The sequence below is a fragment of the Arachidicoccus sp. BS20 genome (assembly GCF_001659705.1).
Taxonomy (GTDB): domain Bacteria; phylum Bacteroidota; class Bacteroidia; order Chitinophagales; family Chitinophagaceae; genus Arachidicoccus.
This window is the reverse complement of sequence record NZ_CP015971.1, coordinates 1275192-1300725: the sequence shown is the minus strand read 5'-3', so window position 1 is coordinate 1300725 and position 25534 is coordinate 1275192. Positions and strand designations below refer to the sequence as shown.

Annotated in this window: 25 protein-coding genes and 1 pseudogene; 20 read left to right on the top strand and 6 right to left on the bottom strand. The window is 39.3% G+C overall.

The window, feature by feature from the left end:
- Positions 1-136: 136 nt before the first annotated feature.
- On the bottom strand, positions 137-1132 hold the full coding sequence (locus A9P82_RS15615) for a DUF4145 domain-containing protein (RefSeq protein WP_197492252.1): 996 nt from the start codon (positions 1130-1132) through the stop codon (positions 137-139).
- 675 nt (positions 1133-1807) lie between these two features.
- On the opposite strand from A9P82_RS15615, the gene A9P82_RS15610 reads away from it, so the two are divergent.
- From A9P82_RS15610 to A9P82_RS05705, 6 genes are all read left to right on the top strand, one after another.
- A complete protein-coding gene (locus A9P82_RS15610) occupies positions 1808-2131 on the top strand; it encodes a hypothetical protein (RefSeq protein WP_066205229.1) in 324 nt (107 codons plus the stop codon).
- Positions 2091-2846, top strand: a complete 756-nt coding sequence (locus A9P82_RS05725) for a hypothetical protein (RefSeq protein ID WP_066205226.1) — start codon at positions 2091-2093, stop codon at positions 2844-2846. The genes A9P82_RS15610 and A9P82_RS05725 overlap by 41 nt, the downstream gene beginning before the upstream one ends.
- 117 nt (positions 2847-2963) lie before the next feature.
- Positions 2964-3242: a hypothetical protein gene (locus A9P82_RS05720; RefSeq protein WP_066205223.1), complete on the top strand. Its 279-nt coding sequence runs from the start codon at positions 2964-2966 to the stop codon at positions 3240-3242.
- A 30-nt stretch (positions 3243-3272) separates the two neighbouring features.
- Complete coding sequence (locus A9P82_RS05715) at positions 3273-3806, top strand: hypothetical protein (protein WP_066205220.1); 534 nt, start codon at positions 3273-3275, stop codon at positions 3804-3806.
- A gap of 32 nt (positions 3807-3838) precedes the next feature.
- Positions 3839-4384: an N-acetylmuramoyl-L-alanine amidase gene (locus A9P82_RS05710; RefSeq protein ID WP_066205218.1), complete on the top strand. Its 546-nt coding sequence runs from the start codon at positions 3839-3841 to the stop codon at positions 4382-4384.
- Positions 4385-4538: 154 nt separating this feature from the next.
- The gene (locus tag A9P82_RS05705; RefSeq protein WP_255364078.1) at positions 4539-5705 is read left to right on the top strand and encodes a WcaI family glycosyltransferase; all 1167 of its coding nucleotides are present in this window, start codon (positions 4539-4541) and stop codon (positions 5703-5705) included.
- Positions 5706-6871: 1166 nt separating this feature from the next.
- Here the strand turns inward: A9P82_RS05705 and A9P82_RS05685 are convergent.
- The 3 genes and pseudogenes from A9P82_RS05685 to A9P82_RS05675 all read right to left on the bottom strand — a co-directional run bounded on the left by A9P82_RS05685 (position 6872) and on the right by A9P82_RS05675 (position 8265).
- Positions 6872-7087 carry a hypothetical protein gene (locus A9P82_RS05685; RefSeq protein WP_066205204.1) on the bottom strand — a complete coding sequence of 72 codons (216 nt, stop codon included), beginning with the start codon at positions 7085-7087 and terminating at the stop codon, positions 6872-6874.
- A 546-nt stretch (positions 7088-7633) separates the two neighbouring features.
- Positions 7634-7967, bottom strand: a pseudogene (locus A9P82_RS05680) (HepT-like ribonuclease domain-containing protein).
- Positions 7954-8265: a nucleotidyltransferase family protein gene (locus tag A9P82_RS05675; RefSeq protein ID WP_066205195.1), complete on the bottom strand. Its 312-nt coding sequence runs from the start codon at positions 8263-8265 to the stop codon at positions 7954-7956. Before A9P82_RS05675 ends, A9P82_RS05680 begins: the two are co-directional and overlap by 14 nt.
- A gap of 260 nt (positions 8266-8525) precedes the next feature.
- Between A9P82_RS05675 and A9P82_RS05670 the strand changes: the two genes are divergently transcribed.
- The 3 genes from A9P82_RS05670 to A9P82_RS05660 are packed head-to-tail and all read left to right on the top strand — an operon-like array spanning position 8526 to position 9710.
- Positions 8526-9089, top strand: coding sequence for a hypothetical protein (locus A9P82_RS05670; RefSeq protein WP_066205192.1), 564 nt, complete (start codon positions 8526-8528; stop codon positions 9087-9089).
- Positions 9086-9310, top strand: a complete 225-nt coding sequence (locus tag A9P82_RS05665; protein WP_066205190.1) for a hypothetical protein — start codon at positions 9086-9088, stop codon at positions 9308-9310. Before A9P82_RS05670 ends, A9P82_RS05665 begins: the two co-directional genes overlap by 4 nt.
- A 1-nt stretch (position 9311) precedes the next feature.
- Positions 9312-9710, top strand: a complete 399-nt coding sequence (locus A9P82_RS05660; RefSeq protein ID WP_066205188.1) for a protein-export chaperone SecB — start codon at positions 9312-9314, stop codon at positions 9708-9710.
- Positions 9711-9938: 228 nt separating this feature from the next.
- Here the strand turns inward: A9P82_RS05660 and A9P82_RS15770 are convergent, their stop codons facing one another.
- On the bottom strand, positions 9939-10061 hold the full coding sequence (locus tag A9P82_RS15770; protein ID WP_255364064.1) for a hypothetical protein: 123 nt from the start codon (positions 10059-10061) through the stop codon (positions 9939-9941).
- Positions 10062-10113: 52 nt separating this feature from the next.
- Positions 10114-11421: a dihydrolipoamide acetyltransferase family protein gene (locus tag A9P82_RS05655; protein ID WP_066209641.1), complete on the bottom strand. Its 1308-nt coding sequence runs from the start codon at positions 11419-11421 to the stop codon at positions 10114-10116.
- A gap of 198 nt (positions 11422-11619) precedes the next feature.
- Here A9P82_RS05655 and nusB point away from each other — a divergent pair, with 198 nt between their 5' ends.
- From nusB to A9P82_RS05600, 11 genes are all read left to right on the top strand, one after another.
- The gene (nusB, locus tag A9P82_RS05650) at positions 11620-12549 is read left to right on the top strand and encodes a transcription antitermination factor NusB (RefSeq protein WP_066205185.1); all 930 of its coding nucleotides are present in this window, start codon (positions 11620-11622) and stop codon (positions 12547-12549) included.
- A 9-nt stretch (positions 12550-12558) separates the two neighbouring features.
- Positions 12559-12993, top strand: a complete 435-nt coding sequence (locus A9P82_RS05645) for a DUF1573 domain-containing protein (RefSeq protein ID WP_066205182.1) — start codon at positions 12559-12561, stop codon at positions 12991-12993.
- Between the two features lie 39 nt (positions 12994-13032).
- The gene (yajC, locus tag A9P82_RS05640; RefSeq protein ID WP_066205180.1) at positions 13033-13380 is read left to right on the top strand and encodes a preprotein translocase subunit YajC; all 348 of its coding nucleotides are present in this window, start codon (positions 13033-13035) and stop codon (positions 13378-13380) included.
- A 169-nt stretch (positions 13381-13549) separates the two neighbouring features.
- A complete protein-coding gene (gene coaE / locus A9P82_RS05635; RefSeq protein WP_066205178.1) occupies positions 13550-14131 on the top strand; it encodes a dephospho-CoA kinase in 582 nt (193 codons plus the stop codon).
- Between the two features lie 130 nt (positions 14132-14261).
- Positions 14262-14888 (top strand): hypothetical protein, encoded by a 627-nt coding sequence (locus A9P82_RS05630; RefSeq protein WP_066205175.1) that lies wholly within the window; start codon positions 14262-14264, stop codon positions 14886-14888.
- A 267-nt stretch (positions 14889-15155) separates the two neighbouring features.
- Positions 15156-16172 (top strand): aldose epimerase family protein, encoded by a 1017-nt coding sequence (locus A9P82_RS05625; RefSeq protein WP_066205173.1) that lies wholly within the window; start codon positions 15156-15158, stop codon positions 16170-16172.
- Between the two features lie 209 nt (positions 16173-16381).
- Positions 16382-18346: a glycoside hydrolase family 97 protein gene (locus tag A9P82_RS05620; protein ID WP_197492248.1), complete on the top strand. Its 1965-nt coding sequence runs from the start codon at positions 16382-16384 to the stop codon at positions 18344-18346.
- A 165-nt stretch (positions 18347-18511) separates the two neighbouring features.
- Positions 18512-19834 (top strand): sugar porter family MFS transporter, encoded by a 1323-nt coding sequence (locus A9P82_RS05615; protein ID WP_066205168.1) that lies wholly within the window; start codon positions 18512-18514, stop codon positions 19832-19834.
- Positions 19835-19943: 109 nt separating this feature from the next.
- Complete coding sequence (locus A9P82_RS05610; protein WP_066205165.1) at positions 19944-23237, top strand: tetratricopeptide repeat protein; 3294 nt, start codon at positions 19944-19946, stop codon at positions 23235-23237.
- Between the two features lie 100 nt (positions 23238-23337).
- A complete protein-coding gene (locus A9P82_RS05605; protein WP_066205162.1) occupies positions 23338-24804 on the top strand; it encodes a glycoside hydrolase family 125 protein in 1467 nt (488 codons plus the stop codon).
- Positions 24805-24965: 161 nt separating this feature from the next.
- The gene (locus A9P82_RS05600; RefSeq protein ID WP_066205159.1) at positions 24966-25520 is read left to right on the top strand and encodes a sigma-70 family RNA polymerase sigma factor; all 555 of its coding nucleotides are present in this window, start codon (positions 24966-24968) and stop codon (positions 25518-25520) included.
- The last annotated feature ends 14 nt before the right edge of the window (positions 25521-25534 follow it).

Sequence of the window (25534 nt, the reverse complement as noted above, 5' to 3'; positions counted from 1 at the left end):
TACCAAGTATTTCAGTAATGGTTTTTTGATCACCAATTTTGAATTTGTCCAAACAATCTAAAACTAAGTCCTCGAAATCCGAATACTCTTTTATAATGGTATCTAAGACATATTTAGCATTCATGTCAATTAGATATTAATTATTAAGCAAATGTTCAATAATATCCAAAACTAGATATAACCTTTTATCGGATGGAATTTCCATTTCGTGAACAGAGTCGTTTCCTAAAAATCTGATTGTATGTAATCGTTCGGCTTCTTTCTCTGTTATAAGCCTATTTTTTACCAAGTTGTTTATTTTTTGCTCTAGGTTTTGTCCCTTAATTTTCTCTTCAATACATATGGCTTCTAATATTGCCCTAAATCCAACAGCTGCTAATAATCTGCTATCACCTTTTAATGCCAAAATTGTTTGCTCATAAACATCCTGAATTCTTGCGGGTAGATAATATATGGACGAGAGCTCCTTTCTATTTTTTAATTGCTTGGGATATATTGCTATTGTCTTATTACTGTCTGCATTTACGTCCGTTTCCTCGTACTGAGCCTTTAAATAATCAATATATTCAGTTCTAAAAGAAATTGATTCACAACCACAACATTCAAGGATATAATATGTTTGCATTCCATAATCTAAATCATCAATTTCTTTTTCTTTAGGTAAGTCTGTATATTCTTTTTCCTGTTCTTCGGTGCTAAATAATTCTACAAACCCATTCTTTTTATAATAGTGCAATGGCCTCTGTTCATTGTAAGCATCTACTACAATGAAGCGGCACCCTGTTTTATTAGCGTTATCTACAAACCACGCTTTTATAAAATCCATCAATTGGTCTCCAACTCTTTGCTCATCGTCACCAAACTGCCTGTAATTTTTATGTACACCTAACCGCCCAATTAAAACTGCTGGATAGCTGCGCATATGTTTCTGCCGGGGAATAGCTTTAATTACTTTGTCTTTTCTGGAACGCGGAAGAAGTAAGGTTTTAATGCTGTCGTTTGAAATGGTAAATGCACAAACAATAATCTCTGGATGCTCATCTAATGTAAAACAACAGCTTTTGCCCAAAAGTTCGGAGGAATAATTCAAAGCATCATTGGCAAAAAATCGTTGAAGTCTTTGTTGCCGCAATCGAAAGGTTCACAAGACTTTAAAATTTCTTCATTATATATACGAAGAGTACATTTATCAAGTAAAAAGCCCAATTCAAATAAATTTAGATTTTTGCTTTAGCTAAAATTTTAGTTGAAATGCTGATTTGCTTGGTAAATTTTACCGAAGATTTGTCCGCGGAACTTTCGGCTACTTTTTTTGTAAAAGTAACTGCCGCTTTATCTTTAAGTACAGGTACTGATTTAATTGTAATAGCTATAATTAATTTATTTTGCTAATGCAAAGTTACACTTTTATTTCCAATTTTCTCAACCTGCATTTATTGATTATATATGTTGCGTGCGGACACGCACCACGGCGGAAGTCTTTGTTGCCGCAATCGAAAGGTTCACAAGACTTTAAAATTTCTTCATTATATATACGAAGAGTACATTTATCAAGTAAAAAGCCCAATTCAAATAAATTTAGATTTTTGCTTTAGCTAAAATTTTAGTTGAAATGCTGATTTGCTTGGTAAATTTTACCGAAGATTTGTTCGCGGAACTTTCGGCTACTTTTTTTGTAAAAGCAACTGCCGCTTTATCTTTAAGTACAGGTACTGATTTAATTGTAATAGCTATAATTAATTTATTTTGCTAATGCAAAGTTACACTTTTATTTCCAATTTTCTCAACCTGCATTTATTGATTATATATGTTGCGTGCGGACACGCACCACGGCGGAAAAATCCTCATGCTCGCTTCTGAGAGCCCGCCGCAGGCAAAGCGCAATCAAAGTGCAATCAAAGTGCAGGTTAATGGCTGCAAACAGGCTGTGGTGTTCAAATATGGTCAAAATGTACAAAATGTATCAGGAGTGACTGTGATGTCCGTTGCGCACTTTTTTGTTGTCTTTCGGAACCGCCTTATTGACTCCGCTTGCCCGTCCGGCTACCTTCGTTGCGTTAATAATTTTTTTACTTTAAAAAACAGAAAAGATGAAACAGAAAAGTTTCCTGAAGCTCAGAGGTACTATTGACGACCTCACTTTTTACCGGACCAAAGACGGGCACCTCGTACGCAAAGCCGGAGGTATTGACAGGCAGCGTATCCTCACAAGCCCCGATTTTGAACGTACGAGAGAGAACATGAATGAGTTCAAGACGATTTCGGCGGCGACGCATTACTTCCGCGTGGCGCTTGCCGACGTACTGAAAAAAACAAAAGACTATCGTTTGGGGAGAAGACTGTTCCGGTTATTCGGTAAGATTAAGAATATGGACACCGTCTCTGCCCGCGGAGCCAGGCAGGTAACGCTCGGACTCGCAGAGGAGGATGCATTAAACCTTTTACGGGGATTCGACTTTAACAGTAATGCTTCATTGTCATCGGTATTGCATGCTCCTTACACCTTCTCCGTCGCCGAGGGCAAGGTGGATATAGACGCTTTTGACCCCGCCGGGCAGGTGGAGGCGCCGGCAGGTGCAACGCATGTGAGTCTGCAATCGGTGGCAGTAGTCATGGACTTCGCTTCGGGCGTATTTAAGTCGGTGCAGAGTGAGGCGGTCAATATGTCGCTCGATGCCGTTCCCGGCGCGGTGACGTTGCAGCCGGAAACAATGCCCGGCGGCACCGGCTTTTTAATGCTCTTACTGCTGGTCGAATTTTTTCAGGAGGTAAACGGTACGCAATATCCGCTGAACAATGGAGGATACAATGTACTCAATCTGTTGGATATTGAGCCGGCGGCTTAAGCAGGATACAGAGGGGCGCCCGGGCGTCCCTCATTTACCGGCAAAGGGCGTATAACAGTAAAAATAGTGGAAAAAGGGCCGGTGCCCGGTATTTAATAACCTTAAAATATGGAAGTTATGTCTATTCATGATATACAGCTGACAGATGCCGCCGGCGATTTTAAAACAGGCAGGTTCCTCGCCTGGGTGTTGTTGTCGCTTGCTGCGGCTGTTTCGCTGTTGTTTACACTCTATGTAAACGCAAACAATGACAAACTACGGATGGTGCTCGACGCCGGGAATGCCGAGCTGCAGTACATCGAAAAAGACAATGAAAACAAAACGCTTGTTATACGGTTACTGACAGACAGGCTGGATAGCTGTTGGGCTGCCCATACGGATGCGGCTGAACGCTAATTATATTTTAAAACTTATAGACTGTTTAAAATGATGAACAAATATAAATATTTCGCACTCGAAGTAGTCTTGTTATGCTATATCGGTTTTATGGCATGCAGGGTAAAAAAAGAAGTACAGCGCAGTAAGCTGTTAACGGATAGTATCGAGGTGTCGCACAGAAAACTACTGTACCGGGAACTGGGGCTGATGAAAGAATCTGCAACCGGGGAACTGGCGGCCGGGCAACGGCGCCGGTCGGCATGGACGGAAATAGACTCGCTTACCGCAGCGGTAGAAGTCTTACCCGGTAATACAGGGAAAATAACATATAGCATACATGGATTACGGGCTGTCGCGAACAGCCGTGAGCGAATGAGGCGGAGCCGCTCATCCGGCAGTAGGGAAGAAAAGGAAAATCGCATTGCCCTGGGTGTTTTGAAAGACAGCGGCGCGGTATACAAAGAGAAAGCTGTCATGACAAAGCGGGTAAGGCGTTCATTACCGGCGCTTTCCATACCGGGGATAATAACCATAGCAGGCATCCTGTATTGGCTGTACCGCCGCCGCAACGGTAGGGGATAACATACATAAATAACTTTTTTACACTTTGGAATATGAATAGGAAGCTTTTTTTGAGTGCAGGTCATTTTTGGGGCGACAGTGGGGCGGCAGGTATCAATGGCAGATGTGAAAATAATGAAACAATACGCCTGCGTAATGCAATTATTGCTCGTCTGGAGGCAGGTATCTGCCTCACGGTCGATGACGATACGGAATCTTTGGCAGAATACCTGAGCCGTATTCATCCCGGTGAAGACAGCCTGTTGCTGGAACTGCATTTTGATGCTGCCGGCGGTAACGCCTCCGGCTGTACGGCATTTTATAAAAACGACGTAAATGGACGGAGCAGGTCTGTTGCCGCCCGGCTAGCTGCCAGCGCGGCGGCTGCCCTGCAGCTGAAATGTCGTGGTGCAAAGCCCGAAAGCGAAAGCAACAGGAAGCGGTTGGCGTTTCTGCATCAGCGGGGCACGGCAGTGCTGCTGGAAGTTTGCTTTATCGACAATCCTGCCGACATGGCAAAGTATGATGCCCGCTTTGATGAGCTCGTTACAGCATTGGCCGGCTGCTTAAATACTTTAATGCTAAACCGTCAGTATTGACCGGGCTATAAGTGCCGGCTTGGTTGGAGGTATGGCTCTCCAACGATTATGTTCCTTATCTTCGTCGGGTATATTCATATAACGAAATAGTAAGTTGTGAAAATCATCATCTACGGTATTAATTACGCACCGGAACTGACCTGCATAGGGAAATATACAGGCGAAATGGCTTGCAAAACAGGAGCACGAAGTGCATGTGATTACGGCAATGCCTTATTATCCCGAATGGCAGATTCATGGTAAATACAAAGGCAGGAAATGGTTTACCGAAATGCTGAATGGCGTGCAGGTACATCGCTGTCCGTTATATGTACCTCAGGTGGTAAATAGTAAGAAAAGAATTATCCACGAGTTTTCTTTTGTATTGTCATCGTCTTTTGCCTGGTTAAGGCAGTTGTTTGCCAAAAAAGCCGATGTGGTGTTCTGTGTAGCACCGCCTTTCCACCTGAACTATCTGCCTGTCTTTTATAAGTTTTTTAAGAGGACCAAGCTGATTTATCACATACAGGATTTGCAGGTGGATGCGGCAAAAGATTTAGGCATGATTCAAAACAAAGCGTTCCTCAGTCTGATGTTTGCCACGGAACGGCGGTTGATGAAAAAAAGCGAGAGGGTTACGTCCATTAGCGAAGGTATGCTCAATAAAATAAAAGCCAAAGGTATCAGCGATGCGCAGGTATTATTCTTTCCCAATTGGGTGGATAGTAATGTTATTTACCCGCTTTCCAAAGAAAATTCTCTAAGGAAAGAATTGGGGATTGATATGAATGCCGGAGTAGTGCTGTATTCGGGTAATCTCGGAGAAAAACAGGGGCTGGAAATTATTATCGAGGCGGCGAAGGACTTTAAAGAAGAAAAGAATATGCTGTTCCTGATCTGTGGTTCCGGTGGTGGTAAGGAAAAGCTGATGCAGCTGGCGCAGGATGCACAGTTGAACAACATTCGTTTTCTGCCGTTGCAGCCGTATGAAAAGCTCTCCGCATTGTTGGCGGTAGCCGATATCCATTTGGTGTTACAGAAAAAATCTGCTGCGGATTTGGTAATGCCCAGCAAGCTTACCGGTATTTTGGCTGCCGGCGGATGTGCTTTGGTAGCAGCCGAACCGGGCACGTCTCTGTATGAAGTTATAAACGAATACCGGGCAGGCATACTGATAGAACCGGAATCTGTGGAAGCATTAAAAGCCGGTATCAAAAATGCCTTGTCGGCAGATTTGGATTCCTTCCGTAAAAATGCCCGTGCCTATGCAGAACGGTTTTTGGATAAAGAGGCAATATTGAACACTTTTCAACATGAATTGAATGCGCTCACAAGCCGGTAACCGGTGGTTGCATATTGGTCATTTAATATCTACGTGATATTCGTTCTTTGCTGTAGCAAAACGGTAATGCAATGTTTTAATCAAATTTATTGAAAGAGTAAATGGATTACTTTTGGTTTCGCCTGTTTTATAAAATTTATACGGAGCTTTGACAAAGAAAACAAAGAATCTCCACAGATGCATATAATTATCCAAATATTTTATCAGGGATATAGCCATGTCAGCAGATGTTACTGCACATTCTCAAAGAGTTTCGTTTTGCTTGTATAAAAATACAAGCATTTTTTCATCTGTTTATTTTTTATTGTTTTTTAATGGTGAGATGGAATGAGCCAAAATAATTATCACTTTGGGTATGCTAAATGTTTATGGCTCATTTCATTGATAAAATAAAAATGCGACCTCATTCCTGAAACCTCCCTTTGTATCACAAAAAAGCCAACCTTCCGATTGACTTCTATACTGACATTGTTCCTCTGCAAATCAAGTGGCTTAAGATTGGACAGCGCTTTGTTTTGTGCCGATTATTTCCTTGCTAAGCTCCCAGACGCTTTTATTTTCAAATTCATCAACCTGTATTTTGTGGATTATGTATGATGCGTGCGGACACGCATCATGGCGGAAAAACCTCCCTTTGTATCACAAAAAAGCCAACCTTCCGATTGACTTCTATACTGACATTGTTCCTCTGCAAATCAAGTGGCTTAAGATTGGACAGCGCTTTGTTTTGTGCCGATTATTTCCTTGCTAAGCTCCCAGACGCTTTTATTTTCAAATTCATCAACCTGCATTTTGTGGATTATGTATGATGCGTGCGGACACGCATCATGGCGGAAAATTCATTCAACAAGTTTTCCAACATTTCATTTGTATGCATTACAAATTAATATTGTAATAGAGAACGGCTTGTATGGCGCATTCTCACTATACGAATTTCATTTTTTTAAATCCGGTAAGATATTCTGTATTGATATTTTTCAAACGCCCGCCAACTATCGTCGTTGTTTTTCTTGTACTTATCCGGAGGATGCACCTCAGATTTTTAGGTAAGAGAAGAGTCATATCAATAATGGTATCACGAACTTTGGCAGCATTTTGCGGAGAATCCCGATAGATATATTTATAGGCTTGCAACAATTCTGCGGCAGCCCTGCTGCTCTATACGACTACCATTGCAAAGATTCTTTTTTAAGGTCTTCTGCCGTGATAAAATGTCCTTGTTCAATTTCATTGTCGCCTTCAAGTAAATCATTATTGTACTCCTCTAAATTTTGAGGAGTTTCTTGCGTTTTATAATGAATGCCCAAAAGATTAAGAGTGCGAAGCAACCATTCGCTTTTAGAGCTTTCTTTTATATCGTCAATATTGATGATTAATTCCATAATTCTACTTTTTATCTTTTTCAAAGTTAGGGTAATTTCTCACACACTTTTCCCTCAACAAAAACCTTCAATTCTCACTCTGTAAACCAAGCCATTCAAGATTGGACAGCGCTTTGTTTTGTGCCGATTATTTCCTTGCTAAGCTCCCAGACGCTTTTATTTTCAAATTCATCAACCTGTATTTTGTGGATTATGTATGATGCGTGCGGACACGCATCATGGCGGAAAAACCTCCCTTTGTATCACAAAAAAGCCAACCTTCCGATTGACTTCTATACTGACATTGTTCCTCTGCAAATCAAGTGGCTTAAGATTGGACAGCGCTTTGTTTTGTGCCGATTATTTCCTTGCTAAGCTCCCAGACGCTTTTATTTTCAAATTCATCAACCTGCATTTTGTGGATTATGTATGATGCGTGCGGACACGCATCATGGCGGAAAGCCTTATTCATCGCTCACAATCATTTCTCTCACAAACCATTGCTTTAATTATCCAAGTTTAAGCATATTTTCATATAAACAAAAAAAGCCACTCTTTCGATTGCCCTCACTCTTCAATTATCTGCTCAATATAATCAAGCAAATCCGGGAGCTTATTGGTTATAACATCCCAAACAATATCGTAATCTACACCAAAATAATCATGAATAAGTTTATGTCTTGTACCGATGATTTTTCGCCATTCAATTTCGGAATGTTCGGTTTTGAAGTCAGGGTCGTTTATTACTTGCTTCGCCGATAATTTCAAGGCTGCGGATAACTGCACGCGACAAAACGGGGTCATTAATCACGGTTTCTTTATCCTTTCCGTCGGTAGCTTTCAGCACAAAAGAAATTTCATCGGCAATATGTTTCAGCAATTCAAGGTTAGATGGCAACATACTCTGCGCTGTTTAAGATATGCGGGCCAATGTGTTTGTTCAAAGATTGCGGAGTTACAATTTCCACTCTTCTGCCAAGCAGGTCTTCCAGAAAAAAAGAAAGCTCCATAAAGTTGTCGTAGCTTTTTTGGTGTGGGGCGAAGTTCACAAGCAAATCCACATCACTTTCAGCATTGGGCACGCCTTTGGCAAACGACCCGAAAAGGCTTAGGCTCTCAACGCCGTAAGACTTTATTTTCGAACTGTTTTCTTTTAGCACGAAAAGCAAATTATCCTTATCCTTAACACTTTGTTTCACAAACCAAAGATAGCAATTTGTTTTGTATCAATTATTTTCTTGCAAAGCCCGCCGCTTTTATTTTTAATTTTACCAACCTGCATTTTGTTGATTATTTATGAGGTGTGCGGACACACCACGGCGGAAGGACACGCACCATGACGTAAACTACAACAACAGCTATAATCTATAAAATTCGTACTTAACAACAAAATCTATAAAGCGATTACACAAGCAAATAATTGAAATTTTGATATATTTACTTCATATTTCTTAAGATTATGGTTTTATCATTTGAAGGGCATCATGGTACGAGCATTATTTCTGCTAAAGCAATTATCAATTCTAATTATCAATTGTCTTATGGCGACAATGAATGGCTTGGTGATGGTGTATATTTTTTTGTGCAAGGTGTTAGTAGCAAAACTATTGAATTAGCGGAAAAATGGGCAGTAGCTCAAGCTTGGGATAATGATAACAAAGAATATAAATATAAAGAATATTGCATTCTACAATCTTTAATTGATGTTGAGGATGCTGAATTTCTTGATTTAACGATAGAAGATGGTGTTGAAATCTTGAATTATTTGGTTGATAAGTACAAAGATAAAATTGAATCCATAGGCAAGAACATAAAGTTTTATGATGGATTAATTTTGAATCTTGCGAGAAACGAAGGAATTTTGCCGTTAGAAGTTGTAAAAGGAAATTTTTATATTAAATTTGCAAAAGAAAGAATTGAAAAAATAAATTTAAGGACAAATAATTGCACAATTTGCACAGTTTATAATCCCTCTAAAAGCATATCCTCAAATTCTATTATTAAAACGGGAACTATAAAATGAAACTTGAAGACGTAAAAAATAGTATCGATAAATTTTTCGACAATATTACCGCTGAAAATTTGTACGAAATTTCTATTTTAAAATATGGTTTTTCCGAAATCACATTTGATTTTGAAAACGAAAATTTTGAAACAGCTAAAATTTCTTATTACGACTCTTTTTATAATATGTTTAATAATAAGAAAAATGAGGTTGATTGTAATTTATCCATAGCTGCTTAAAATGAAAATTCAGTTAAAATATTGGAAAATAGCTAATTTGAATTTTTCACTTCTTGATGATGTGTCAAAAAGAGAAAAGAATTCTTTTGATTTAGAAACAGGAAGCCATTTTTCTGATAAAGAAAGCAGTGATTTTAGGGTGAATTTTAGACTTAAAATAAAGGACAAAGCATTTGATATTCTTCTTGATGCATTTTTTCAATTTGAGTTAGTAGATGAAAAAATAACAGAAGAATTTAAACTATCTTCATTTCCAAAAGTTAATGCTCCTGCAATAGCGTTTCCTTATTTAAGAGCTTTCATCTCTAATCTTACACTTCAAGCAGGATTCGAACCGATAATATTACCTTCTATAAATTTTATAAATTTAGGAGACAAAGAAGAATTCAAGGAAGATTAAAACATTTTCTACAACATAACTATTGTGCGTATCATACTACTAATTTTTATCTTTTTCAAAGTTAGGTAATTTCTCACACACTTTTCTCTCAACAAAAACCCTCAATTCTCACTCTGCAAACCAAGCCATCCAAGATTAGACAGCCATTTGTTCTGTATCGATTATTTCCTTGCTAAGCTCCCAGACACTTTTATTTTCAAATTCATCAACCTGCATTTTGCTGATTATTTATGATGCGTGCGGGCGTGCGAACCGATAAAGCCTGTGCCGCCCGTAATGATGATGGTTTTTGATGACATAACTAAAATCATAATTGTATAAAATAGAATGCAGATAAAGTATGATAGTCATGATTTTGAATAATAAAATCTTAAATAATCAGTATCATCTGCGTTCTATGTTTTTAATATTTTCTGTGTACGTCCCACGCTTCGATTTCTTTTACGACTTCACTTAAAAAAGTTGAGCCTAAAGCGCCGTCAATAATCCTGTGGTCGTAGCTCAATGAAAGAATCATCATGCTGCGAATACCAATGGTGTCGCCGCCGGGCGTTTCAATAACAACGGGACGTTTCTTGATGGTGCCGATTGCTAAAATCGCTACCTGCGGCTGATTGATAATGGGTGTTCCTGTCAGGCTTCCGAAACTTCCGACATTTGTAATGGTAAAAGTCCCGTCCTGCGTATCGCTTGGTTTCAGTTGATTGTTGCGTGCATTGTATGCAAATGAATTGACCGCTTTGCTCAAGCCAACCAGGTTCAAGTAATCAACGTTTTTAATCACGGGAACAATCAGGTTTCCATTCGGTAAAGCCGTAGCCATACCGATATTGATATTTTTTTTCAGGATAATTTTATCGCCATCTACAGAACTGTTGATAAGTGGAAAACGCTTTATTACGCGCGCTACGACTTCGATAAACATTGGTGTAAACGTGATTCTGGTTTGCTCGCGCTTTTCAAAATCATGCTTTATTTTATCGCGCCACATAACCATATTCGTTACATCTGCCTCGGCAAAGCTTGTAACCGTCGCGCTTGTGTTCTGGCTTTCTTTCATGTGATGCGCAATCAGCTTACGCATTCTGTCCATTTCAATTATTTCTGTATTGGCGCCGCCGAAATGTACGACCGGCGTAGGTTCCGGAGCAGCGATTTCTTCTTTTGGAGCGATTTTGTTTACAGGTTTATTTGTTCTGTTTTTTAAATAATCCAATAAATCTTTCTTCGATAAGCGTCCTTCATTTCCTGTTCCGGGAATGTTTGCCAATTCTTCAAAACCAATTCCTTCCTGCTTCGCAATGCTCAAAACCAACGGAGAATAGAATCCATTATTTTTTTCTCCGGCAGACGGGAGATTGTTATCGGAAGCGTGAATGGGAACGTAAGGCACATTTGTTGGTTCTTCTTTTTGTTCTTCCGGTTTTTGCTCTTTGGTTTCCGCAACAGAAGTTTCGTTTTCAGCTCCCGAAGCTGTTTCAATCAAGGCAATTTTAGAACCAATCGGCGCTATATCATTTTCTTTAAAAAACACTTCTTTAATCACGCCGCCGACAGCAGCGGGAACTTCGCTGTCCACCTTATCGGTAGCGATTTCGAGAATCGGTTCTTCTTCTTCAACGGTGTCGCCCACATTTTTCAACCATTTCAAAACGGTCGCTTCCATTATTCCCTCGCCGAGTGCGGGCATTACCAGTTCAACTAAAGCCATAAATTTTCGTTTTAATGGAGTCGTTTTTTTGAAAAAATTTTCGGTGGAAAAGTACAACATAACTACGATATGGGAAAATGTGGACAATATTGAGATTAGATACCTTTTCAATAAGCTTAAAACTTCTGCCTGAAAAAAATATGTCTAACCGCATTAATGCTTACTTTTGCGCAGCGAAAAAAGTTCTTATACAGATATATGATTAGCAGAAGAAACATCCGAATTAAAGTAATGCAGCTTTTATATGCACTGGAATCTTTGGGTTCGGAGAATGCACAACCGGCACAGCTTGAAAAACAATTGCGTAAGCAGATTGACCAAACACGCACATTAATCGCCTATTTATTGTTGAACATTGTGGAAATTGCCCGCTACGCAGAAACGTACGCACGGCAGCGCGCTTCCAAAAACATTAAAACCGAAGAAGACCTTAATGTTAATATTAAAATTGCGGGCAATGAGGTAATGTGGAAAATATGGGAAAATGCAGGCTTCCGTACCATTGTGGAGCAAGATAAAATCGCATTGATGCCCGATGCCGATTTTATCAAAAAAGCGTTTTTACAATTGAGCGAATCGGATGTTTACAAACAGTATATTGCGGAGCAAAGCCGCAATAAAAAATCGGAAACGGAAATTCTGCAATATATTTTCACGGATATTTTATTGGCAGATGAATCGTTTATATATCAAACGGAAGAATTGTTTCAGAATTGGGATGATGATTGTGAAATCGCGGAACAGATGATTTTGCAATACCTTCAAAAACCGCAATCACTGGATTTGCGTGAATCGGTATCGCCCGATAAATGGACCTTTGCAAAGAACTTACTCGTAACGGTTTTGGAAAAAGAAAACGTGCTGATGGATTTGATAAAACCCAAGCTTAAAAACTGGGACCCGGAAAGAATTGCGGTAGTGGATATGCTATTGTTAAAAATGGGCGTGAGCGAATTGCTTTTCTTTGAAACCATTCCTACAAAAGTTACGATTAACGAATATATTGACGTTGCTAAAGATTACAGCACCAAGCAAAGCGGACAATTCGTAAACGGAATTTTAGATTCTATTCATAAAGATTTAATTTCGCAAAACAGAATCAATAAAATTGATTTCAGAAAAAGATAACCGTTTCTTATGAATAAATATTCTTTACCGGCAATCGTAGTAATTGCCGCATTTAGCGCTTGTAAAAGCAATAATGACACTTCCGGCGTAAAGTCTCCTGTAAGTATTCTCGCAGATACTTCAAATTATACAACCATTCAATGGATTGATTCTGTCCAAAATTTCGGTACTGCAAAATTTGGCGACAAAGTGAATGTTGAATATGCTTTTAAAAATGTCGGCAGCAAACCTTTGTACATTACCGAAGTGCGACCGACCTGCGGATGCACAGTTGCCGATTATACGAAAAGCGCAGTGATGCCCGGCGATAAAGGTTTCGTAAAAGCACAATACGACAGTCATCACGGCACGACAGGCTCAGTGCACAAAAGCATTATTGTAAGTTCCAATACCGTTAACGATAAACATTTTGTTCTTTCTTTTACCGGAATGGTAACAAAATAAGATATTTTCAAACTTTTTATTTCATCAAAACAAAGATTAATGACAACAAACGCAGTATTAATGATGGCAGCGCAGGGTAATGCGCAAAGTTCATGGATTACAATGCTTCCTATGCTGGGAATTATTGTAGTCTTTTATTTTTTCCTGATGCGTCCGCAACAGAAAAAAGCAAAAGACCAGAAAAACTTTATTAATAATTTACAGAAAGGAGATAAAATAGTAACTATTGCAGGCGTTCACGGCACAGTAAATAAAATTAATGAAGACGGTACAACTATTCAATTAGAAACAAGTCCCGGCAGTTACGTGAAGTTGGAAAAATCTGCCATCAGTCTGGAATGGACGACAGCTTTGCAAAAAGCCAATGGCGGAACAGCAACTAAATAAATTTTTTTTCAAAAAAATGTAGCAAAGCCGGAATTAAACACGTTTTAATTTTCGGCTTTGTTTTTTATATAAACAAATTTTACAGACACATAGTCAACACTAGAAATGGTTTTATGCGTTTGTTGGTTTAGTGCAGCGATATGACAAACAACGAATAAAAAATTCTCTTATGCTAAGAATCGGCATCACAGGCGGAATCGGCAGCGGGAAATCCACCGTAGCGCATATCTTTCATACGTTTGGCATTCCTGTGTTTGATGCAGATTCCGCAGCGAAAAATATTATGCAGGGCGATAAAAATGTTCATGCAGCGCTTGTGAAAAATTTCGGAAAGGAAGTTTTTGAAAATGGCACGCTGAACAGAAAATATTTATCCGCCGTTGTTTTTAATGATGAAGAAAAATTAAAAACCCTGAACGCGATAGTGCATCCGGCGACTATCCGGGCAGCCGATGAATGGATGGAAAAGCAGAAAACACCTTACGTGCTTAAAGAAGCGGCTTTGCTGTTTGAAGCAGGAACCGTTGCAGGTTTGGATGCAATCATTGGCGTGTACGCGCCGCTCGAATTGCGCGTACATCGGGTAATGCAACGCAGTAATCTTTCCCGGAAAGAAGTAATGGAACGTGTGGTAAAGCAAATGGATGAAGACGAAAAAATGAGTCTTTGCGATTATGTGGTCGTGAATGATGAACAACAATTGCTTGTGCCGCAGGTATTGCTTCTGCACGAAAGGTTTAGCTCGACTTAACTAAAAAGAAGTTAAATATTAAAATTGATTAATCCTTGCTCGATTCTTATTTGTCAAATACGCAATTAGTTTTATTTTTATCGTATAATTATCTAAAAACATAGTTTTAAAACCACAAACACAAAAGGTTATGAAAAAGATATTTTTATGGTGTATTCCTGCAATGCTCTTATTGGCAAGCTGCAGCACTTCACGCCTCACAACAAGCTGGGTTTCTCCAAAAGCCACGGAAACAGGCAAGCACTTCAACAAAGTTTTGGTACTCGGACTTTTAAGCAACAGAAACAGAGCAGTGAAAGTGAATATGGAAAATGCACTTGCGCAAGACCTCGCAACCATTGGCGTTAAAGCCGAAACAGCTACCGATGTATTTGGTCCTGTGGCATTTAGAGGTTTGACAGAGAAACAAGTATTGCATCGTTTGCATTCGCACGATATTGACGGTGTTATTACAATCGCGCTGATTGATAAAAATTCCGGGCACAGGTATGTACCCGGTTATTGGGGACCGTATTATTCATTTTGGGGATATTATTCTTTTTATTCGCCGTATATGTGGGGAGCGCCTTATGCAGGTTATTACGAAAGAACATCGTCTTATTCGTTTGAAACAAACCTGTATGATTTACAGAATAACAACAAACTGATTTATTCTGCACAGTCCGAAACGGTTGACCCGAGTTCGCCTGAGAAATTGGGATACGACTTTGGTAAAACGATTGTGAACGATTTAAAAATGAAGAATCTTTTAAGGTAAAGTTGTGATATAGAATAATCTAAAGTAAAACGAGTTCGAAAAGAACTCGTTTTTTTTATTTGGATACTTTTGCCAACAAGCAAGGCGACACGTATGTGCTACTCTTTCAACAGCTTTGCAGGAGGAAAAAAATATTATCTGTTTTGTTTATTGCATTCTTTTGTCCTTTCGTACAATAATCTATCCTTTTCAAAGATTTGTCTATTTGCGGCGTCTCTGTCTGTAGTTATTTTTGCCTAACAAATATTAATTAGGGGTTATCGGTTTATGTTGATACAGAAAGAGTTTTTAGGAAAATTAGGAGAGAAAGATATTTTTCTTTTTACGCTCGTCAATAAAAATAAAAATTATGTGCAACTCACGAACTACGGGGCTTCTGTGGTTTCAATTGTTGTACCGGACAAAAACGGAATGAAAGAAAATGTGGTGCTCGGTTTTTCAAATTTAGAAGGGTATTTAAAAGACAAATGTTACATAGGTGCGACTGTCGGTCGGTTTGCAAACCGCATCGCCAATGCAGGTTTTAAGATAGATAATGAACGGTATTTTTTGGAAGCGAATGAAAATAATAATAGCAATCATAGCGGCGCAAGCGGATTTCACAAGAGAATATTCGATTACGAAATAAAAAACGATTCCGTTTCTTTTTCATTGTTGAGCAAAGACGGCGAAGGCGGATTTCCCGGCAATCTTCAACTTGCAGTAGCTTATACCTGGAATGATGAAAATGAATTGCTGATTGAATATAATGCCACAACAGATAAGAAAACGATTGTGAATCTGACCAATCACAGCTATTTCAATTTATCCGTGGGAAGAGAAAATATTTTGTCACATGAATTAAATATCGCTTCCGGTAAAATTGTGGAAACTGATGAGCATTATATTCCGACAGGAAAAATCGTTGACGCAGGGAATAAAAAATTTCATCACAATTCAATAAAAGAAAAATTGATTATTACGGATGATAAAGCAATAGGCTTGAATGATTGTTATGTGATTCAACCAAATTCCGAAGCGCCTGTTTGTGAAGTTTTGGAAAAAGTTTCAGGTAGAACAATGAGTGTTTTTACATCTTATCCGGGCTTGTTGCTGTACACGGGCGATTTTCTGGAAAGTAGTGTGGACGGTTATTTCGGAAGAAAATATCAGCCATTTGACGGCTTTTGTTTAGAGTGTCAGTATTATCCCGACAGTCCGAATCATGCAAATTTTCCATCGACAATTTTGGATGTGAATGAAGAATATAACGAGTTTATCAAATTCAGTTTTGGTGTAAAATAAATTGGAATGAAACCACATATGCACATAGAAATTTTTATAAAACGGTTGATTGTTGAAGTTGATTAATATTTACTCGAGAAGAACATCTTGGCATTTTTCATCGAAGATGAAAATCTATTGTGAACTTATCTTCTTCGCTTCATTCATCTATGCAAACTATGTTTCTATGTGGTTTATTTTATTAAAGAGTATAAATGAGATTTTATAAAATGAAAAAGATTTTTTTGTTACTCGGCATCATCATGTCGAATATCTTTTATGCTAATGCAAATGATATAAAACATTTTTCTTTACAGTCGCCGGACAAAAAAATCAAAGCCGAAATAACCGTTAGTGACAGCATTGTTTATGATGTCCGGTTTAATAATTCTTTGGTCTTAAATTCTTCGGGAATATCGATGACGCTTAACAAAGCGGTTATAGGGAAAAATTGTTCAATCAAAAATATACATACAAAAACTGTCAACCAAACTATTGATTTCATCAACGGGAAATTTGATAAACTAAAAGATAATTACAATGAATTGACGATTGATTTTGACAATAATTATTCCGTCATTTTTCGTGCTTATGATGAAGGCATAGCCTATCGCTTCGTTACAAATTTTTCCGACAGTATTAAAGTAATGCACGAGCAGGCAGATTTTAATATTGTTCATCCTACATCGGCAATTGTTGCTGAAACGGACAATTACACAGCTTGGGAATTGTCTTACACGTATCCTTCGTTCAGTAAAATTCCTGAAGACAAACACGCGATTACGCCTGCATTATTTACCGATAAAAACGGAACAAGAATTGTAATTGCAGAGTCTGACGTGTTGGATTATCCCGGAATGTATTTACAAAAATCAAATAATACAATGCAAGGGCTTTGGGCAAATTATCCTTCAAAAACAGTGATGGGCAGTTGGGGAAATTTTGTTTCCGTTGTCAAAGAAAGAGCGCCGTATATCGCTTACACAAAAGGGTCGAGAAGTTTTCCCTGGCGCATCGTCATGGTTACAAATGACGATAAATCTTTATTGACGAATGAATTAGTTTATAAATTAGCAACACCATGTCAATTGCAAAATACAAACTGGATAAAACCCGGCAAAGCTGCGTGGGAATGGTGGCACGATGCGTTATTGCCCGGCGCTGATATTCCTTCGGGTATGGACAACCGCACAACACAACTGTACAATTATTATGTTGATTTTGCTGCTAAAAATCATTTAGAATATATGATGATTGACGCCGGCTGGTCGAATGTTTACGACATTCAGAAACCAAATCCTAAGATTGATATCCGTGCAGTGATTAGTCATGCAAAGTCGGAACACGTGGGCGTTTTCCTTTGGTGTGTGGCAACATCTTTACTGAAAAATTTAGATGCAAATCTGGACTATATTAAAAGCCTTGGAGCGGCAGGATTGAAAGTTGATTTCTTTGACCGCGACGACCAATTGGCGATCGCTTCGATGGAACAAATCGCGAAAGCCGCAGCAGCACGGCATTTGATGATTGACTTTCACGGCTGTACCAAACCTACAGGCTTGCAACGTGCTTATCCGGATATCTTAAACTACGAAGCGGTGCGCGGACAAGAATGTGATAAGTGGGACACAACGGCAAACCCGGAGCATCATCTCACTTTTATTTTTACGAGAATGTTAGGCGGTCCGTTGGATTATACGCCCGGCGGAATGCGTAACAAAACCAAAGCTGATTTCAAGCCGATTGGCGAAGGCTTGCCTTCCGTGATGGGAACGCGCTGCCACGAACTCGCGATGTACGTTGTGTTTGACCAACCTTTGGCAATGCTTTGCGATGCGCCGACCGTTTATGAAAAATATCCTGATGTATTGAAATTTTTATCTATTGTGCCGACAACTTTTGATGATACAAAAGTGTTGGCTGCAAGGGTTGGAGAGTATGCTTTATTGGCAAAAAGAAAAGGAAACGATTGGTTTGTAGGCGGCATGACGAACTGGACCGAAAGAAATTTAAATATGGATTTTTCTTTTCTGCCTAAAGGAAAAACTTTCACGGCAGAAATTTATTCCGACACCAAAGATGATGCTGAGGATGCAACAAAATATAATTACAAAACAATAACGGTAACGCATGAAACCCGCATTCCGCTTCACTTTGTGAGCGGCGGCGGTATGGCGATGTATATTCATGAATAATTTTTTAAATAGAAAATAATAAATGAGATTCCTCACTTCGGAATGACGGCGCATGGGTTTTCAATTTCGTTCAAATGTTATCATGATTGTATAATAGAATTAAAGAACGTGTTCGTCATTCCGAAGGAGGAACGAGTGAGGAATCTCAATAAACATAAACAGTAAATGAAATTCAACAACAAATACATTCTCCGCATATCTTTTATTTCCGCGCTCGGCGGATATCTTTTCGGGTTTGACTTTGCGGTTATTTCGGGCGCATTGCCTTTTTTGCAAAAGCAGTTTATGTTAGATGCTTATTGGGAAGGTTTTGCAACGGGAAGTTTGGCGTTAGGAGCGATGCTCGGCTGTTTGTTCGCAGGAAGAATTGCAGACAAATACGGTCGCCGTTCCGGCTTGTTAATAGCCGCCGCCGTGTTTGCCGTTTCCTCTTTATTGATGGCATTTTCGCCTGCAAGAAATATTTTTATCTGCGCAAGATTTGCAGCCGGCATCGGCGTGGGAATGGCATCCATGTTATCGCCCATGTACATCGCGGAAATAGCGCCCGCGCACGTTCGCGGAAGAATGGTTGCCATTAATCAACTGACTGTCGTTATCGGAATTTTAATTACCAATCTGGTTAATTATACCTTGCGAAATACAGGTGAAAATGCCTGGCGCTGGATGTTCGGTTTGGGCGTCATTCCATCGGGATTGTTTTTACTCGGCGCGTATTTTTTACCCGAAAGTCCGCGTTGGTTGCTGAAAGAAAACAAAGAAGGGAAAGCAAAAACGATATTGACAAAAATCGGCGATGATGTTTATGCAAGTGAATCAATCAACAAAATAAAAAAATCATTGCAAGGCATTACAAAAGCAAATTACAGCGAAGTGTTTTCCAAAATGTTTTTGCCTGCAACCATTGTGGGCATTGGATTAGCGGTGTTTCAGCAATGGTGCGGCAGCAATGTGATTTTTAATTACGCGCCTAAAATTTTTGCGAGCATCGGCGCTTCGCAGGACAATCAATTATTGCAGACGGTTTTTATCGGAGGCATCAATTTAGTGTTTACCATTCTGGCGATGTTGTTGGTTGATAAAGCCGGAAGAAAACCTTTAATGCTTATTGGCGCAGGCGGATTGACGATTTTGTATATCGTAATTGTACAATTATTAGCAACGAATTCATCATCCGTTTCATGGTTTTTAATGGCGGCAATCGGCACTTATGCCATGTCGCTTGCGCCTGTAACCTGGGTGTTGATTGCAGAAATTTTTCCTACAAAAATCAGGAGCGCGGCAATATCCATAGCAACGATTTTTTTATGGGCGGCATACTTTTTATTGGTGTTTACCTTTCCGCCTTTGTTTGAAAAATTCAAAGACGGAACATTTTATATCTATGCAGCAATATGCGCGCTGGGCTTTGTATTTGTATTGTTTAAAGTAAAAGAAACCAAAGGCAAATCGCTGGAAGATTTGGAAGAAAATTTAATGAGACATTAAAATAAAAACATAAAGGCATTGAGAAAATTAAGTTTTGAGTAATTGGTGCGGAATCTTAATTCACTTAACTTCTTAATGGTAAAAAAAAATAAAAAATGCTTTATCAATTATGAATCAGTCTGTAAAAGTTTGGGAAGAAAAAGTTACGATACCGACGTATGAAGTGGGCAAGCCCGACAAAAATCCGATGTTTTTTGAGAAACGTGTTTACCAGGGAAGCAGCGGCGTGGTGTATCCGAATCCTGTGATTGAAAAAATTTATGACGAGAAAATTGATAAGGAATACATTGGATTATTTTTAGAGAATAAATACCTCAAAGTGCTGATTCTGCCTGAGCTTGGCGGCCGCATTCAAATGGCTTACGATAAAATTAAAGAGCGTCATTTTATTTATTACAACCAGGTCATTAAGCCTGCGTTGGTCGGTTTGACCGGACCTTGGATTTCGGGCGGAATAGAATTTAACTGGCCACAACATCATCGTCCGAGCACGTTCGAGCCAGTTGATTTTACGTTGGAAGAAAATGCGGACGGCAGCAAAACAGTTTGGATAAATGAAGTGGAAAGAATGTTTCATACCAAAGCAACTGTTGCGTTTACATTGCATCCCGATACGGCTTACATTGAGATTAAAGCGAAGCTCTATAATCGTTCTGCGTTGCCGCAAACATTTTTGTGGTGGGCGAACCCTGCGGTGAAGGTGAATGATGATTATCAATCGGTTTTTCCTTCAGATGTGAATGCGGTGTTCGACCACGGAAAGCGCGATGTATCAGCGTTTCCGATTGCAACGGGAACTTATTACAAAGTCAATTATGCGCCCGGAACGGATATTTCCATGTACAAAAATATTCCCGTGCCTACTTCGTATATGGCTATTCATTCCGACTACGATTTTGTGGGCGGTTACGAGCATGACACGCAGGCAGGTTTATTGCACGTTGCCAATCATCATGTGTCGCCTGGCAAGAAACAATGGACTTGGGGGCACAGCGATTTCGGGCAGGCGTGGGACAGAAATTTGACGGACGAAGACGGTCCGTACATTGAATTGATGACAGGCGTTTATACCGATAACCAACCCGACTTTTCCTGGCTGATGCCTTACGAAACCAAGACTTTCACGCAATACTTTATGCCTTATCGCGAACTTGGTGTAGTGAAGAACGCGTCGAAAGATATTTTGGTTTCCGTGAAAAATGAAGGAGAAAAGTTATCGCTGAAAGTGTATGTAACGTCCAAACAAAAAGAAGTACGAATTATTTCGTACTTTGATAATAAAAAAATATTGGATGAAGTTGCAACCATTCTTCCCGAAAATGTTTTCACAAAAGAATTGAGCCTTGATGACGCGTATGATGAAAGCAAAATAAAAATTATCATCTATTCAACAGCAGGAAAAGAATTGTTGAAATATGAACCTGCATTGAATAAGCAAAATGATATTCCAACGCCCGCGCAGCCTGCATTACAGCCAAATGAAGTTGCATCTTGCGAGCAATTGTTTTTAACGGGACAGCATCTGGAACAATATCGTCATGCGACATATAATCCTGTTCCGTACTACGAAGAAGCACTGAAAAGAGATGCGACGGATGTCCGCAACAACAATGCTTTGGGCTTGTGGTATCTGCGGCGCGGACAGTTTGCAAAGAGCGAACCTTATTTCCGCGCAGCGATAAAAACCATCACGCAACGTAATCCGAATCCGTATGACAGCGAGCCTTATTATAATCTCGGATTGAGTCTGAAATATCAAAACAAAATTGAGGAAGCCTACGATGCTTTTTACAAAGCAACCTGGAGCCGTGCGTGGAAAGACATCGGTTATTTATCCGTAGCGCAAATTGATATGCTGCGCGGCGATTATAAATTGGCTTTGGAACACGCAATATCCTCGATTGATAACAATGCAAACAATAGCAAAGCCTATGTGTTGAAAGCTGCTGCTGCAAGAAAATTAAATTTGTTGGATGAAGCGAAAGCTGCGTGCGACGCGGGTTTACAAAGAGATAAATTTAATTTGGGTTTGCTTTATGAATTGAGTTTGACGGATGAAAATTATCTCAATGAGTTGAAAAAATTGTCCCGCGATGCAGCGCAAAATTTTATTGAATACGCTTTAGATTATGCCGATGCAGGATTGTTTGAAGATGCTATTGCATTCATCAATCTTGCGTTGGAAAGCAGCCATTATCCGATGCTGTATTATTATTCAGCATATTTTAATCATCAGTTAAATAAAAAAGAAAAATCGCTGAAATGCCTGCAGCAAGCGGCGTATGCAGATGCTTATCTTTGTTTTCCCGACCGGTTGCAGGATGTGAATGTGTTGCAGTTTGCTATTGACAATAATCCTGCTGACAACAAAGCGCCTTACTATCTTGGTAATTTATTTTATGATAAACGTCAGTATGACGATGCCATAAAATATTGGGAAATATCGGAAAAACGAGATGCGGATTTCGCAACCGTTTACCGCAATCTCGGCATTGCCTATTTCAATAAAAGAAATGATAAGGACAAGGCGTTGGCTTATTTTGAAAAAGCATTTTCTTTGGACAAAACCGATGCGCGTGTGCTGATGGAACTTGACCAATTGTATAAAAGATTGAATCATCCGATTGAAAAAAGATTATTGTTTTTAGAAGAAAATTCGGATGTTGCAAATGAAAGAGATGATGTTTATCTGGAAAAATTATCGCTGTACAATTTTAAAGGCGAACACGCGAAATCCTTACAACTGTTGAATCACAGGAAATTCCATCCGTGGGAAGGCGGCGAAGGAAAAGTGTCGGGACAATATTTGTATGCGCTCATTCAATCTGCAAGAAAGGAGATTGAAGATAAAAATTTTGATGAAGCCATTGAGTTATTAAATACCGCAAGAGCGGATTCTTATCCGCACAATTTAGGAGAAGGGAAATTGTACGGTGCGCAGGAAAACGATATTTATTATTGGCTCGGCGTTGCTTACGAAGGTAAAGGCTGTGCGGAAAAAGCGAAAGAAAATTTCGATAAAGCAAGCGCCGGTTTGGATGAATTGTCGGCGGCTGTTTATTACAACGACCAGCAGCCCGATAAGTATTTTTACCAAGCAATGGCTTGGAAAAAATTGGGCAACTCGGATAAAGCAAATGTTATGTTCAACAAATTAGTCCGGTATGCGGATGAACATATTAATGACGAAATAAAGATTGATTATTTCGCCGTGTCATTGCCCGATTTATTGATATTTGATGCAGACCTGAACGAGCGAAACAAAGCGCATTGTTTGTATTTGAAGGGACTTGGAAATTTGGGGTTGGGCAACAATACAGAAGCAAAAGAATGTTTCCGCAGAGTATTAAAAATTGACAATAATCATTTTGGTGTGAAAGGGCAATTGGATTTCATCGGTTAAGCAAGTATTTTCTTCTTTTCGTTATGCTTTTAATTTTTGACTTTTTTATTAATAATTATGCCTTACTTTTAGCGGACATATTTTATAAAACAAGTTTTTAATGGAAAGAAGAAAATTTATTCAGCAAACGGCATTGGCGGGTGCAGGTGTGTTAGCGTCAAAATACGGGTTAGGGAAGAGCTTGCAGCAGGAGCAATTTCCTGTAGTGCGTGTTCCTTACGGGCAAAGAAAGTTCAAAAGTACAGCCGTTGATAATCTTATCAATGAAGTGCAGCAAAATATCGGAAACAAAGAGATAGCGTGGCTTTTCGGAAATTGTTTTCCCAATACTCTGGATACGACAGTTGAATATTCTTTGATTGACGGTAAGCCGGATACATTTGTAATCACGGGCGATATTGATGCGATGTGGCTGCGCGACAGTACGGCGCAGGTAACGCCTTATTTACCGCTTTGTAAGAATGATAAGCTGCTGCAAAATATGATTGAAGGTGTTATCCGCCGCCAGAATAAATGTATTATCATCGACCCTTACGCGAATGCGTTTTATAAAGATGCTACCAAAGTAAGCGAATGGAAAAAAACGGATGTTACCGATATGAAACCTGGCGTGCACGAGCGCAAATGGGAGATTGATAGTCTTTGTTATCCTATCCGTCTGGCTTATTTGTATTGGAAGCAAACGGGCGATACTGCGCCGTTTGATGAGCATTGGAAACAAGCAATGACGTTGGTAGTGCAGACTTTCCGTGAACAGCAACGTATGAGCGGACAAGGTCCGTACAGCTTTCAGCGCGAAACTTCCTGGGCTACGGACGGTGTGCCTTTAGGCGGATACGGTTACCCCGTAAAACCAAATGGTTTGATTTGTTCTATGTTCCGTCCGAGCGATGATGCAACTATATTCCCATACCTTATTCCGAGTAATTATTTCGCCGTAAAAGTGTTAGGCTGGCTGGCGGAAATGTGGGAAGCTATCGGTAAAGACCCGCAAAAAGCAGCAGACGTGAGAGCTTTGGCGAAAGAAGTATATGTAGGCTTGCAGCAGGCAACGGTAATGCATCCTAAGTTCGGAAAAATTTATGCGTATGAAATCAACGGTTACGGAAGTATTAACCTGATGGACGATGCGAATGTACCGTCGTTGCTGGCAATGCCGTATCTGGAAAGTGTTTTTCCTACTGATATTACTTATGCCAACACGCGCCGTTACGTATTGTCGGACGAAAATCCTTTTTATTTTAAAGGTACGGTCGCAGAAGGAATTGGCAGTCCGCATACGGGTTTGAATAAGATTTGGTGCATAGGTATTACCATGCGCGGATTGACATCTACGGATACAAAGGAAATGGCAAGTTGTATAGAAATGCTGCGCCAGTCGCACGCGGGCACGGGGTTTATGCACGAATCATTTAATCCAAGTGCACCGATTGATTTTACCAGAAAATGGTTTGCCTGGGCAAATACTTTGTTCGGCGAGTTTATATGGAAAATGTACCGCGAGCATAAAGACTTACTGAAAGCACCTGTGGCAATGGTTGCTGCTCCGCCGGCAAAGAGAAGATAAAATATGAACACAAAGTTATAAAAAGCATAAGGTCAAAAACTTTATGCTTTTTTATTTTAATGTAGCTTTCTTAAAACTGCAACATAGGTGCATTTTATTTTTTAGACTAATTGATTTAATTTTTTATTTTCGTTAAAGTTTATGTAAAATATAATTGTCTTATGAGCTATAGTAATGCACTTCGCAATGGAAATGAAGAAATATTCAATCAAGTTTATAATGAGTATCACAAGAAGTTATATAATTACATCATAGCGCGTACAAATTCGGCTTATTGTGCGGAAGAAGTAGTGCAATTAACATTTATTAAGCTTTGGAACAGTCGTAAACATCTTTCGGACGATGTTGGTTTGAATATACAGATTTTTCGTATTGCAAAAACTACGCTAATAGATTTTATCAGGAAGACACAAAGGAATGAGGATGCATCGCTGGTGGTAAAAAATAGAAATGTTGAAGTTATAAATGAGGTTTATAAAAATGTATTTTATAGAGAAACTACTTTGAAGCTGGAAAAAGCAGTTGCTTCTTTGCCGCCTATGAGAAGGAAGGTTTTTGAATTGAGCCGGTACAATGAAATGTCTAATAAAGAAATATCTGAAAAATTAAGTATTGCACCCAAGACTGTTGAGAATCACATAAATCTGGCACTCAGGTACATAAGAGCATTTTTGGGGATGTGCCTTTTGTTTGTAGGTCTATTCGATATAAGCTGACCAAGAAATTGTAA